Annotated in this window: 11 protein-coding genes; 3 read left to right on the forward strand and 8 right to left on the reverse strand. The window is 63.5% G+C overall.

Translation table 11 applies throughout. The features are described 5' to 3' along the window. Positions 1 to 72 precede the first annotated feature (72 nt). Complete coding sequence (locus AC2FMM_RS07050) at positions 73 to 927, forward strand: phosphotransferase family protein (RefSeq protein ID WP_496796168.1); 855 nt, start codon at positions 73 to 75, stop codon at positions 925 to 927. Positions 928 to 933: 6 nt separating this feature from the next. On the opposite strand, the gene AC2FMM_RS07055 is transcribed toward AC2FMM_RS07050, so the two are convergent. The 5 genes from AC2FMM_RS07055 to AC2FMM_RS07075 all read right to left on the reverse strand — a co-directional run bounded on the left by AC2FMM_RS07055 (position 934) and on the right by AC2FMM_RS07075 (position 6224). Beyond that, a complete protein-coding gene (locus AC2FMM_RS07055; protein ID WP_496796169.1) occupies positions 934 to 2235 on the reverse strand; it encodes an NAD(P)/FAD-dependent oxidoreductase in 1302 nt (433 codons plus the stop codon). After that, positions 2232 to 3050, reverse strand: a complete 819-nt coding sequence (locus tag AC2FMM_RS07060) for an ABC transporter permease (protein ID WP_496680750.1) — start codon at positions 3048 to 3050, stop codon at positions 2232 to 2234. The genes AC2FMM_RS07055 and AC2FMM_RS07060 overlap by 4 nt, the downstream gene beginning before the upstream one ends. Further along, positions 3047 to 3937: an ABC transporter permease subunit gene (locus AC2FMM_RS07065; RefSeq protein WP_005980379.1), complete on the reverse strand. Its 891-nt coding sequence runs from the start codon at positions 3935 to 3937 to the stop codon at positions 3047 to 3049. Before AC2FMM_RS07065 ends, AC2FMM_RS07060 begins: the two co-directional genes overlap by 4 nt. Then, a complete protein-coding gene (locus tag AC2FMM_RS07070) occupies positions 3937 to 5064 on the reverse strand; it encodes an ABC transporter ATP-binding protein (protein ID WP_496680747.1) in 1128 nt (375 codons plus the stop codon). Before AC2FMM_RS07070 ends, AC2FMM_RS07065 begins: the two co-directional genes overlap by 1 nt. Positions 5065 to 5138: 74 nt before the next feature. Beyond that, the gene (locus tag AC2FMM_RS07075) at positions 5139 to 6224 is read right to left on the reverse strand and encodes a polyamine ABC transporter substrate-binding protein (protein ID WP_496796170.1); all 1086 of its coding nucleotides are present in this window, start codon (positions 6222 to 6224) and stop codon (positions 5139 to 5141) included. A gap of 140 nt (positions 6225 to 6364) precedes the next feature. Here AC2FMM_RS07075 and AC2FMM_RS07080 point away from each other — a divergent pair, with 140 nt between their 5' ends. Together AC2FMM_RS07080 and AC2FMM_RS07085 are read left to right on the forward strand one after the other, a co-directional pair. Continuing rightward, positions 6365 to 7048, forward strand: a complete 684-nt coding sequence (locus tag AC2FMM_RS07080) for a GntR family transcriptional regulator (protein ID WP_496680743.1) — start codon at positions 6365 to 6367, stop codon at positions 7046 to 7048. Between the two features lie 76 nt (positions 7049 to 7124). Then, positions 7125 to 8522, forward strand: a complete 1398-nt coding sequence (locus AC2FMM_RS07085; protein ID WP_496796171.1) for an aspartate aminotransferase family protein — start codon at positions 7125 to 7127, stop codon at positions 8520 to 8522. A 51-nt stretch (positions 8523 to 8573) separates the two neighbouring features. Here AC2FMM_RS07085 and AC2FMM_RS07090 read toward each other — a convergent pair whose 3' ends face one another. The 3 genes from AC2FMM_RS07090 to dapE form a co-directional block, all read right to left on the reverse strand. After that, positions 8574 to 9872 (reverse strand): lytic murein transglycosylase, encoded by a 1299-nt coding sequence (locus AC2FMM_RS07090; RefSeq protein WP_496796172.1) that lies wholly within the window; start codon positions 9870 to 9872, stop codon positions 8574 to 8576. A gap of 89 nt (positions 9873 to 9961) precedes the next feature. Then, the gene (gene rnr / locus AC2FMM_RS07095; RefSeq protein WP_496796173.1) at positions 9962 to 12226 is read right to left on the reverse strand and encodes a ribonuclease R; all 2265 of its coding nucleotides are present in this window, start codon (positions 12224 to 12226) and stop codon (positions 9962 to 9964) included. 65 nt (positions 12227 to 12291) lie between these two features. After that, positions 12292 to 13431, reverse strand: coding sequence for a succinyl-diaminopimelate desuccinylase (dapE, locus tag AC2FMM_RS07100; protein WP_496796174.1), 1140 nt, complete (start codon positions 13429 to 13431; stop codon positions 12292 to 12294). Positions 13432 to 13562 lie beyond the last annotated feature (131 nt).

Raw genomic sequence — 13562 nt, forward strand, 5'->3', positions numbered from 1 at the left:
GACCAATGCGCAGGCCAATGCTGGGCGCATCCGGATTCTCAGTCGAAGGGTGCCACCCTGTCCCAGCTTCTCTTGCCACCATCAGGCCTTGTCGAGCACCTTTTCCAAGGTGGCCTGATTGTCCATGGGGCCAGCTTTCAAAAGCTGTATGGCGGGCGAACCAACCGGGTGTGGAAAATCATGGACCGTGGTCGGGACAAGGTCCTCAAGCTGTATGACACGACCCAGACCAATCCGTTGTTCCGCAATGATGCACGGCTTGAAGCGGCCTGCCTGCGGGCGCTGTCAGAAACGGGTATGGCGCCTCGGCTGCGTGCTTCGGGACATTTCAGAAAGGACGGTTGGGTATTGTATGACCATGCGCCGGGCGCCCCTTGGCAGAGGGGTGTCGAATCTGTCGCCCGGTTACTACGACGCCTGCATGACATGAATCCGCCTGTTGCCGCGCCTGCCGGTCGAAACGGCAGTGCCGATCTTGCTCGCCATGGCTCGGAGATTCTGAGCCGCTGCCACGACAAGCTCCGAAAGACACTGCAGGGGCTGATGCCAGAAACAAGCGTTCCGCCAACAATTCGGATTTGCCTGATCCATGGCGACCCGGTAGCCGGCAACATCTTGACCTCGCCCTCGGGGGCGATGCTGATCGATTGGCAATGCCCTGCGGTCGGGGATCGGTGCGAGGATCTGGCTCTGTTTCTGTCACCTGCGATGCAGCAGATTTACCGCGGCCGCCCGCTGACCCACGATCAGGAAATCCGGTTCCTGCAGGCCTATGGCTGCACGGAAACCGCGGAACGATACCGTGAACTCAAACCCTGGTACGCTTGGCGAATGGCGGCCTATTGCCTGTGGCGCGTCGAAAACGGCGCCCCGGCCTATGAGAACGGATTATCGCTGGAACTTGCGGGGCTGGCGGACGCCCGTTAGACCGGATCAAAGATCCGCCAATGCCATGACGGCATAAGCCGGCGGCATCAACAAGCGCCGCCATCGACCCAGCGGAAACCGCCCCGGCGGGCGCGCGATGGGGTCCGGGATGTTCGCATCCTGCCCCAGGACCAACTGCGCCAGGGCTCGGCCGCAAAACGTGCCCATCGCAACACCGTTGCCGTGATAGGCCAGCCCCGCGAACATGCCAGGCCGATCGGCGACCGGCCCGACAAACGGCACCAGATCGCGGGCAAGACATACCATTCCCGACCACAGATGCGTTGCCTCAACCCCGGCCCAGGACGGAAACATGCGGGCGAAATCCCGCACCACCTTGCGCCGGATCGCGCGCTCGGCCCGGGGCGAGGACATCAGACCACCGCGCATTCCGAACAGGAACCGATTGTCCGGCATCAGTCGGAAATAATGCAGCAGGTTGCGTGTATCATAGGCCATCTGGCGCGACGTCCAGCCCTGCGCCTGCAACTCAGCCTCGGACAGCGGGCGCGTGACCATGACCGTCGACTGTGCCGGCATGTAGCGGCCCGACAACCAGTCGGGCATGTCTTCGCTGGAATAGCCGTTAGTACAGATCAGAACGGTTTCGGACCGCACGGAGCCTCGCGGCAGCGCAAGTGCGAACCCGGATCCTGCGCGCCGGACATCCTGCACCGGGCTGCGCTGAAACAGGCGCGCACCCTGCGCCTGGGCGGCCATGGCAAGACCAAACAGGTATTTGCGCGGGTTCAGTGCAAACCCGACCGGGTCGGTGTATCCGCCGAAAAAGCGCCCACCCAGCCCAAGACTCGGCAGGTCACGGGTCTCGTGCAAAATACCGTCTGGCCCGGCATCGCGCCGCAGCGCCTCCATCGCCCGCGGCGTGTGGGCCAGCCGGGTCTCGCCCTGCGAATGCACATCCGCCTGAATCCCGTGCGCCGACAACAGTTGGGCAACCAGCGCTACCGCATTTGCCTCGGCTTGCGCATAGGCCTCGGCCGCTGCGGGGCCGTATCTGCGCACCATGGCGGCATGGCCCAGTTTCGACCCGCCCTTGCAGCAAAACCCGCCGTTGCGCCCCGAGGCGCCCCAGCCCGGCGTTTCCGCCTCGAACACGGCGACCGAAACGCCCTGCTGCGCCAGATGCAGCGCCGCCGACATGCCGGTGAACCCGCCGCCGACGATCGCAACGTCTACCGATAGATCACCTTCATGTACCGGCCACTCGGGGGCCGGCACGGTTTCATCCCACCAACACCCCGCGCGCGGGCCGGGGCCATAAGTGTAGGCAGGAAAGATCCGTTTCATTCGGTGCGCGCGGCGGCTTGTTCCTCTTGCCGCTGCCGGAGCATCGCGCGTTTCGACACCAGCGAAGCGGTGATCACGCCGACGGTGACAACGGCGATCATGATGGTCGACAGCGCGTTGATTTCGGGGCTGACCCCCAAACGCACGGCCGAGAAGATCTTGATCGGAAGGGTCGTGGCCGAGGGTCCAGACGTGAAGGACGCAATCACCAGGTCATCCAGCGACAGGGTGAAGGCCAGCAACCACCCCGAGATCACCGCCGGCGCGATGATCGGCAGCGTCACCAACCTAAAGGCCTGCGCCGGCGAGCAGCCCAGATCCAGCGCCGCCTCTTCCAGCGACTGATCGAACGTCACCAGCCGCGAGGACACCACGACCGAAACGTAGCACATCGAAAAGGTCGTATGCGCCAGTACGATGGTCAGGATGCCCCGGTCCAGCCCGATGCCGATGAACAGCAACAGCAGCGACAGGCCGGTGATCACCTCGGGCATCACCAGCGGCGCGTAGATCATCCCGGAAAACAGCGTGCGGCCAAAGAACCGCCCGCCCCGCACCATGACATAGGCGGCCATGGTGCCCAGAATGGTCGCCAGCGTCGAAGAGAACACGGCAACGCGAACGGTGACCCAGGCCGCATCCAGAAACGCCTGGTTCTGCATAAGCTCGCCGTACCATTTGGTCGAGAACCCAGCCCAGACCGTGACCAGCTTGCTTTCATTGAAGCTGAAGATGATCAGGATCACCATCGGGATGTACAGAAACGCAAAGCCCAGCGTCAGCGAGACCGTGTTGAACCAGCTCAGCCTGTTCATTGCTCGGCCTCCGCCTGTTTCTGCTGGTTGCGCTGGAACAGCACGATCGGGATCACCAGGATCAGCAGCAGGATCACCGCCACAGCGCTGGCCACCGGCCAGTCGCGGTTCGAGAAGAACTCCTCCCACAAGACCTTGCCGATCATCAGCGTGCCCGACCCGCCCAGCAGCGACGGGATCACGAATTCACCGATCACCGGAATCATCACCAGGAAACATCCCGCGATGATGCCCGGGCGCGACAGTGGGATGGTCACCAGCCAGAAGGCCTGCGTACGCGAACAGCCCAGATCCTCGGCCGCCTCGATCAGCGAGCCGTCCAGCCGATCGAGCGCGGCATAGATCGGCAGGATCATGAACGGCAGATAGGTGTAGACGATGCCGATATAGACGGCCGTCTGCGTGTTGAGGATGGTCAGCGGGGTCGAGATGATGCCCGTCCACAGCAGGAACTGGTTCAGGTAGCCTTCGTTCGACAGGATCCCCATCCATGCATAGACGCGGATCAGGAACGAGGTCCAGAACGGCAGGATCACCAGCATCATCAGCGTCGGGCGCCATTCCTCGGGCGCTCGGGCCATGCCATAGGCGATCGGATAGCCCACCAGCAGGGTCAGCGCGGTCGCGATCAGCGCGATCTTGACGCTGGACAGGTAGGCTTTCCAGTACAGGTCATCCTCTGTTAGCCAGACGAAGTTCTCAAAATCCAACTGGCTGAAGAATTCCTTGATCCCGGCCCAGCCCTGCGACAGATCAAGGGTCGGGGTGTAGGGCGGGATCGCAAGCGCGATGTCCGACAGCGAGATCTTCAACACGATGAAGAACGGCACCAGAAACAGGGCCAGCAGCCAAACATAGGGAATGGCGATCAGGACCGCGCGGCGCATCAGTCTGCCAGCAGAACCGCCGCCGTGGCCGTCCAAGACAGCCAGACAGGGTCTTCCCATGTGAAGGACCGGCGCGAGATGCGGCGGGTATTGGCCGTCTGCGCCTTGATGATGATGCCGTTGGACAGTTCGACGTAATAGGTGGACAGATTGCCCAGATAGGCGATGTCATGCACCTTGCCCTGCACGGCGTTGACGGCATCGGCCGGGCGCTCGGCCGAGATGGTCACCTTTTCCGGCCGGATGGCCAGGTGGCAGGTTTGACCGTCGGCAAACCGGTTGGCCGACGTCGCGGTCAGCGGCGGCTGGCCCTCGGCCCAGTCGACGCGATAGGTGTCCTCGCCGATCGAGGTGGCCCGGCCCTGGATGATGTTCACGTCCCCGATGAAATCGGCGACATAGACGGAATTGGGGTTTTCATAAATGCGGTCTGGCGTGGCGACCTGCATCAGCTTGCCCTGATCCATTACCGCAACGCGGCTGGCGACCGTCATCGCCTCTTCCTGGTCGTGGGTCACGATCACGAAGGTGGTGCCGGTCTTTTCCTGAATGTCCATCAGCTCGAACTGGGTGTCCTGGCGCAGCTTTTTGTCCAGCGCGCCAAGCGGTTCGTCCAGCAACAGCAGTTTGGGCGCCTTGGCCAGCGACCGAGCCAGCGCCACGCGCTGCCGCTGCCCGCCCGAGATCTGATGTGGCTTGCGGCGGGCGAATTTTTCAAGCCGGGTCAGGCGCAGCATTTCCTCGACCCGGTCTTCCAGATCATGCTTGGGCATGTTGTCCCGGCGCAGGCCAAAGGCGATGTTGTCCCACACGTTCAGATGCGGAAACAACGCGTAGGACTGGAACATCATGTTCACCGCCCGTTTGTTGGGCGGGACCGGCGCGATGTCCTGACCGCTCAGCAGGATGGTTCCTTCCGAGGGCTGCTCGAACCCGGCCAACATCCGCATCATCGTGGTCTTGCCGCAGCCCGACGGACCAAGCAGGGCAAAGAATTCACGTTCGAAGATATCCAGCGACAGGTTGTCGATGGCCGTGAATCCCCCAAATCGCTTGGTGACGTTCTTGAACTGGATCAAGGGTTTCGCCTGTGGGTCGTCCCACGGCGCAAAGACGGTAGAGTTCAAAGGGACCCCCGTAAGTCAGCCGGAACTGGGAATGCGCAAGGCGGGCAGTCGCCGCCTTGCGCCCGAGCACCTGATCAGGTGCCCGACTTGATCTTGGTCCACAGACGGGTCACGACCCGCTGCACCTTGGCCGGATAGGGCCGGGTGGTGAACAGGTTCTCCAACGCGTCGGCGGGCGGATAGATCGCCGGGTCTTCCAGGATCTCGGGCAGGATGAACTCCTGCGAGGCCTTGTTGCCGTTGGCGTAGTAGACATAGTTCGTGGCCGCCGCCATGTTCTGGGCGTCCATGATGAAGTTCAGGAACTTGTGCGCACCGTCCGGGTTGGGCGCATCCACCGGAATCGCCATCTGGTCGAACCACATCTGCGCGCCTTCCTTGGGCGCGTGATAGGCGATTGTCACGCCGTTGTCGGCCTCGTCCGCCCGGTCGCGGGCCTGCAGAACGTCGCCCGACCAGCCCACGGCCACGCAGATGTCGCCATTGGCCAGCGCGTTGATGTATTCGCTGCTGTGGAACTTCTGGATGTGGGGACGCACCGCCATGAAAACGCCCTCTGCCTTGGCGATCACGTCCGGATCCTGGCTGTCGGGGTCTTCACCAATATATTTCAGCGCGGCCGGGATCATCTCGGCCGGCGCGTCCAGGAAATGCACGCCGCAGCCGGCCAGCTTTTCCATGTTCGCCGGATTGAACACCAGGTCCCAGCTGTCGATGGGGGCGTCCTCGCCCAGCGCTTCCTGAACCTTGCCCACGTTCACCCCGATTCCGGTGGTGCCCCACATATAGTTGATGGCGTATTCGTTGCCCGGGTCATACTGCGCCGTGCGCTCGTCGATCACGTCCCACAAGTTGGCCAGGTTCGGCAGCTTGGATTTGTCCAGCTTCTGGAACGCACCGGCCTGGATCTGCCGTTGCAGGAACGTGCCCGAAGGCACCACCACGTCATAGCCCGACCCGCCGGCCAGCATCTTGGTTTCTAGAACCTCGTTGCTGTCGAACACGTCATAGATCAGGGTCAGGCCCGTTTCTTCCTCGAACTTGGTCAGCAATTCTTCGTCGATGTAATCCGACCAGTTGTAGACGCGCACCTCTTCCGCGAATGCGGCCGACGTCCCCAAGGCGGCGATCGCCGTCATCGTCAGCGTTCTGATTTTCATTTTCTTCTCCCTGCAAGTGTAGGGGTATCATCCCGTTTTTTTGGATTTGATCAAGTTTTGCGTTTTCCGTCGATCCGTCGTATGGTTTCACGCGGCAGCAAACCTGACAAGTCAGGACCATCGGGATCGAGGTGAAACACTTGGATTTGATCAAAAATAAGGCATCCGGGGTCGATGACGGAGCGCAGAAGGCGCCGGCGCATGAACAAGTGTATCGGACGTTGCGGTCACAGATCCTGTTCGGCGAACTGGTACCCGGCCAGCCGGTCACGATCCAGGGCCTGACCGAATCACTGGGGGTCGGCATGACCCCGGTGCGCGAAGCGATCCGCCGCCTGATCTCGGATGGCGCGCTGATTTTTCAGGGCAACCGCCGGGTCAGCGTTCCGCTGCTGACGGCGGCGGATGTCGAACAGATGATTTTTGCCAGAAACGCCGTGGAATCAGAACTTTCCCGTCGCGCGGCCAGCAGAATGACCACGGCGGACATCGACCAGCTGGAGCAAATCGACCGGCGTCTGGATCGCATGATCGCGGATGGTGATGTCAGCGGCTACCTGCGTCTGAACCACGCCTTCCACGAAAAGCTGTATGACCACGCGAACGCCCCGATCCTCAAGGACCTGGCCGAGCGTCTGTGGCTGCGATTCGGTCCTTCGTTGCGCGTCGTCTGCGGGCGGTTCGGCACCCAAAGCCTGCCGGATCGGCACAAGGATATCATCGGCGCGTTGCGGGCGGGTGACGCGGAAAAGGTCGCAAAAGCAACGACGCAAGACATCGAACAGGGCATGGAGCTGATGGCCGAGGCATTGGCGGACGACTGAGAGCGCCCAAGTCGATTGACAGGAAAAAATTTGATCATATTCTGGCCGCCAACCGCTGTTGCAGGAGAACCTCCCGATGCCGACCATCACCAACCACATGCCGACCGCCGAGTTGCAGGCGCTGGACGCGGCGCATCACCTTCACCCGTTTTCGGCCAACAATGCCCTGGGCAAGGAAGGCGCCCGCGTCATCACCCGTGCCAAGGGCGTCTATCTGACCGACAGCGAGGGCGAAGAAATTCTGGACGCCATGGCCGGTCTGTGGTGCGTGAACGTCGGCTATGGCCGCGACGAGCTGGCAGAGGTGGCGGCACGCCAGATGCGCGAACTGCCCTACTACAACACCTTCTTCAAAACGACCCATGTCCCGGTCATCGCGCTGGCGGCCAAACTGGCCGAGCTGGCGCCAGGCGACCTGAATCATGTCTTCTTCGCCGCCGGCGGGTCCGAGGCCAATGACACCAACATCCGTCTGGTTCGCACCTATTGGGCGGAAAAGGGCCATCCGAACAAGAACATCATCATCAGCCGCCGCAACGCCTATCACGGCTCGACCGTCGGGTCGGCGTCGCTGGGCGGCATGGCCGGCATGCACGCACAGGGCGGCATCCCGATCCCGAACATCCACCACATCAACCAGCCCAACTGGTGGGCCGAGGGCGGCGACATGACGCCCGAGGAATTTGGCCTGGCCCGCGCGCGCGAGCTGGAAGAGGCGATTCTGGAACTGGGCGAAGACCGCGTCGCCGCCTTCATCGCCGAGCCAGTCCAGGGCGCGGGCGGCGTGATCGTCGCGCCCGACACCTACTGGCCGGAAATCCAGCGCATCTGCGACAAGTACGATATCCTGCTGATCGCCGACGAGGTGATCTGCGGCTTTGGTCGCACCGGAAACTGGTTCGGCTCGCAGACCATGAACATCCGCCCGCATATCATGACCATCGCCAAAGGGCTCAGCTCGGGCTATGCGCCAATCGGCGGCTCGATCGTCAATGGCGAGATCGCCGAGGTGATCGGCGGGACCGAGTTCAACCACGGCTATACCTATTCGGGCCACCCCGTCGCGGCGGCCGTTGCGCTAGAAAACCTGCGCATTCTGGAAGAAGAAAAGATCGTCGAGCATGTGCGCGATGTCGCCGCCCCCTATCTGAAACAGAAATGGGAGGCGCTGGTTGAGCACCCGCTGGTCGGTGAGGCCAAGATCGTGGGCATGATGGCCTCGATCGCGCTGACGCCGGACAAGGCCAGCCGGGCCAAATTCGCCTCCGATCCGGGCACGGTCGGGTACATCTGCCGCGATCGCTGCTTTGCCAACAACCTGATCATGCGCCATGTGGGCGACCGGATGATCATTTCGCCGCCGCTGATTCTGACCCCGGCCGATATCGACGAGATGTTCGTGCGCATCTACAAGTCGCTGGACGAGGCGCAGGCCGAGATCATCGCCCAGGGCCTGATGAAAGCGGCCTCATGATTTCACGGAAATATCGCAAACGGGCGGCCCGACGCGGCCGCCCTTTTTCGTTCAGCGCATCCGTTCCAGCAATTGCACGGTGGCATAGCCATCGGGCACCAGGCCGCGTGCCACCTGATAGGCCCGCAGCGCATTGATGGTGTTCGGACCGATCCGTCCGTCGATGGCCTGCGTGTCGAACCCGGCAAGGGTCAGGCGCAGTTGCAGTTCCTTGCGTTCGGCAAAGCTCAGCACCCGGTCGTCGCGCGGCCAGTTGGCGCGGAACGGGCCTTGCCCGGCCAGCCGGTCCGACAGGTGGCCAATGCCGATGACATAGGCATCGGCGCCATTGTAGCGCTCGATCACGCTGAAATTGTCAAAGATCATCAGGGCCACGCCATTGCTGCCCGCCGGCAGCAGGATCGAAGCCGGCCCATGATCGGCAATCGCCCGCCCATCCGCCGCCCGAACACCCAACGCCGCCCAGTCCGAGGGCAACCGGGTGATTTCGCGGCTGGCCTGGGCATAGTCGAACCCCGCCGGCAGGCGTACCTCGACGCCCCAGGGTTGGCCCTCGGTCCAGCCGAAGCGCGCAAGATAGGCCGCAGTCGAGGCCAGCGCATCTGTGGGATCGTCCGACCAGATGTCGCGCCGGCCGTCACCGTCGAAATCCACCGCGTGTTCCAGATATGAGGTCGGCATGAACTGCGTGTGCCCCATGGCCCCGGCCCAACTGCCGGTCATCGCCTCGGGGCGCACGTCGCCCGCCTGCAGGATTTGCAGTGCGGCCAGCAGCTGGGTTTCAAAGAACTCCGCCCGCCGCCCGTCAAAAGCCAAGGTCGCCAGCGATCGGATCGTGGGCGAGCTGCCCCGGAAGCTGCCGAAGGACGTCTCAAGCCCCCAGACGGCCACGACGACCTCTTTCTCGACCCCGTATCGCGCCTCGATCCGGTCGAGAACACGGCGATGCCGTTCCAGCGCCTTGCGCCCGTTGGCGATGCGCTGGTCCGAGACGGCCGAGTCCAGATACTCCCAGATCGGCTTGGAAAATTCGGCTTGGTTTCGGTCGCGTCTGATTATGTCAGGGTCTTGGGTCACGCCGCTCAGCGCGCGGTTCAACGTGGCCTGGCTGATCCCCTGCGCCAAGGCCCGGCGTTGGAACGCGCCAAGCCAGACCTCGAACCGGGGATTTACCGCCGCCACACGATGCGCGCCGTGCGCGGGCCTAGGCACCGGCCTGAGCGACGCGGTCAGATCGGCCGAGGCCAGTTGAACCCTGGCGTCTGCTGGCCCAAGGGAAAGGTTGGTCGTCTCCGCCTGCAAGCTGGATACCCAAACTGCGGCGGCCAAAAAGCCACACACATATTTCATGATTCAGGTTTTCCTGATGACTGCTCGCGCTCAGGGTAACCCGAATCCGGAAATTCACAAAGCGTTCCTTTGCAAGGCGCTGCGCACCATCACCGCTGACGGCGTTTGCGCTCGACCTTGCGCTTGATCTTGTCCTTCTTGCGCTTGGTGCTGACTGCCTTGCGCCGCGTCGGACGACCCGGCTTTCCACGGCCGCCCCCACGTGGCATCGGCTGATCGTCGATGGACAGCAGCTCCAGTTCCAGCCCGCCGGTCACCGGCGTGGCCTCGGTCAGGCGCACGGTGACACGCTGACCGATGGCGATGGTCAGGCCGGTATCGGCTCCCATCAGGGTGCCGGCCTCAGCGTCGAAATGGAAGAACTCGCGCCCCAGCGACCGCACCGGCACCAGCCCGTCGGCCCCGGTTTCATCCAGTTTGACGAAGGCCCCGAACCGGGCGATACCGCTGATGCGGCCGGTGAACTCGTTGCCGACGCGCTCGCTCAGATAGGCCGCCAGATAGCGGTCAGTCGTGTCGCGCTCGGCCATCATCGAGCGGCGCTCGGTGTCCGAGATATGGATGGCGATCTCCTCCAGACGTTCGATCTCGTCGGCGGTCAGACCGTCCTTGCCCCAGCCATGGGCCGAGATCAGCGCCCGGTGCACGATCAGGTCGGCATAGCGGCGGATGGGCGAGGTAAAATGCGCGTAGTTACGCAGCGCCAGCCCGAAATGGCCAAAGTTTTCGGGGCTGTAATAGGCCTGCGCCATCGACCGCAATGTGCTGAGATTGATCAACTCGGCATCCTCGGTGCCGGCGGCGGCATTCAGCAGCGCGTTCAGGTGACGGGTCTGCAACACCTGCCCCTTGGCCAGATTCAGCCCAGCGGCCTGTGCCGTTTCGCGCAGGCTTTCCAGCTTTTCGGGCGCCGGCTCCTCGTGCACCCGGAACAGAAGCGGGCTGCGCTTGGCGATCAGCGTCTCGGCCGCGGACACGTTGGCCAGAATCATGAATTCCTCGATCAGCCGGTGCGCGTCTAGCCGCTCGCGGAAGGCCACGCTTTCGACCCCGCCCTTGTCGTTCAGCACGATCTTGCGTTCCGGCAGGTCCAGGTCCAGCGGCTGACGTTCGTTGCGGGCCGTCTTCAGCGCGCCATACGCGGCATAGAGCGGTTTCAGAACGCTCTCCAGTAGCGGGCCGGTGCGGTCATTGGGGGTGCCGTCGATGGCCGCCTGCACCTCGGCATAGTTCAGAGACGCGCCCGAGCGCATCAGCCCGCGCACAAAGCGGTGGTCGATCTTGTTGCCGTTTGCATCGATCCGCATCCGCACTGCGATACAGGCGCGCGGCACGCCTTCGTGCAGCGAACACAGATCACCCGACAGACGATCCGGCAGCATCGGCACGACGCGGTCGGGGAAATAGGTCGAGTTGCCCCGCTTTCGCGCCTCGCGGTTCAGCGCACTGCCTGGGCGCACATAGGCGGCCACATCGGCAATGGCGACCCAGATCACGTGGCCGCCCGGGTTTTTCGGGTCGTCGTCAGGATGGGCATGGCAGGCGTCGTCACGGTCGCGCGCGTCCGACGGGTCGATGGTCACCAGAGGGATGTCCCGCAGATCCTCGCGCCCTTTCAGCCCGACGGGCTTGGCCAGGTCGGCCTCGGCGATCACGTCATCGGGAAAATCGTCCGGGATGCCGTGCTGGTGGATCGCGATCAGCGACACCGCCTTGGGCGCGGACGGATCGCCCAGCCGTTCCACGATGCGCGCGCGCGGCAGCCCCATACGGTTTTTCGGCCCGGCCTGCTCGGCCTCGACCAATTCGCCATCCTTGGCGCCCAGCGCCGCACCTTCGGCCACCAGCCATTCGGTCGATCCGGCCTTGTCGATCGGCACGATCCGCCCGCCCTCGGCGCCCTTGCGGAAAATCCCGACGACCCGGCGCGGATTGGCGCCGATGCGGCGGATCAGGCGGGCCTCGTAATTGTGGTCTTCTGCATGCACCTGGGTCAGGCGGGCAAGGATGCGGTCACCTTCGCCCAGCGCCGGGTCGCTGGCGCGGGATATAATCAGCACGATCGGCTCGACCCCTTCTCCATGCCATTCCAGCGGTCGCGCGAACAGGTCGCCATCGGCGTTCGGCGCCTTGACCTGCAACACGCTGACCGGCGGCAGGCGGTCCGGGTCTCGATAGCTGCGCTTGCGCTTTTCAAGATGGCCCTCGGCCTCAAGCTCCTTGAGGATCCGTTTAAGGTCGATCCGGTCCGCGCCCTTGATGCCAAAGGCCTTGGCAATGTCGCGTTTCGAAGTGAGCGTGGGGTTCGCCGAGATCCAGTCGAGGATCTCCTGCTTGGTCGGTATGCGTTTCATGATGTCCGCCTAGCATGCCTATACGACCGCGTCATGACCAAAAAGCGGCCGGGCGCATCAATCGCTCAGGTGAAATAGTCGGCCAGGATCCGGGCATAGATCGCCTTGAGCTGGCGGACCTGCTCGACCGGGACGGATTCGTCCACTTGGTGCATGGTGCGACCGACCAGGCCGAACTCGACCACGGGGCAGTGATCCTTGATGAACCGCGCGTCCGAGGTGCCGCCGGTCGTGGACAGCTCGGGCCAGCGGCCGGTCTCGGCCTCGACGGCCCGGGCCACAAGATCCGACAGCGGCCCCGGAGGCGTCAGAAAGCTTTCGCCCGAGACCTTGATCCGCGTGTCGATCTGCACGCCGAACTCCGCCGCCACGTTGGCTGCCTGCGCCTTCAGCCAGTTGCTGAGGCTGACGCCTGTATGCAGGTCGTTGAACCGGATGTTCACCGCGCCACGGCACTGGGCCGGAATGACGTTGGTGGCCGCGTTGCCGGTGTCCATCGTGACCACAGCAAGGGTCGAGGCGTCGAAATGGTCCGTCCCCCGATCCAGTTCGTGACTGGCCAGCCGGTCCATCAGCCGCGCCAGAGCGGGCACCGGGTTTCTGGCACGATGCGGATAGGCCGAATGGCCCTGCACGCCCGTCACCTCGAACCAAGCGGTCATCGACCCGCGGCGGCCGATCTTCATCATCTCGCCCATCTCGTTGGGGCAGGTCGGCTCGCCCACAAGACAGACTGACATCCGCTCTTCCCGCGCCTGCATGTAGTCCAGCAGCGCGGTGGTGCCGTCCACCGCATCGCCTTCCTCATCCCCCGTGATGGTTAGGATGATTGCCCCGTCCGGCGGAGTGTCGCGCACGAAATCGACCGCCGCCGCAACAAAAGCCGCAACCCCCGATTTCATGTCGGTCGCGCCCCGGCCGTACAGAATGCCATCATGGATTTCCGCGCCGAACGGCGGGCAGGTCCATGCGGCCTCATCGCCCACCGGCACCACATCGGTATGCCCGTTGAACCCGAAACTGCGCGCATGCCCCTTGTCGCCCCACCGGGCGAACAGGTTGCAGACGCCGCCGCGATCCACCCGCGTGCAGGTGAAACCGGCCCGCGACAGGATTTCTTCCAGCAGAACCAGCGCCCCGCCTTCCTCGGGTGTGACCGAGGGGCAACGGATCAGGTCTGCGGTCAGGTCTACGGGGTCGGTCATTCGGGGGCCTCGCGGTTTCGGCGTGGGACGGGATACCGCACAGATTCAACGAATTGGCGGCGATGCCAACCCCGATCTACGGTTTTCCGGCGATCCGGCCCGAAAATGCGGGACAAAGAATTCTGAGGTGA

This window comes from Ruegeria sp. BHSC043 (assembly GCF_059612985.1).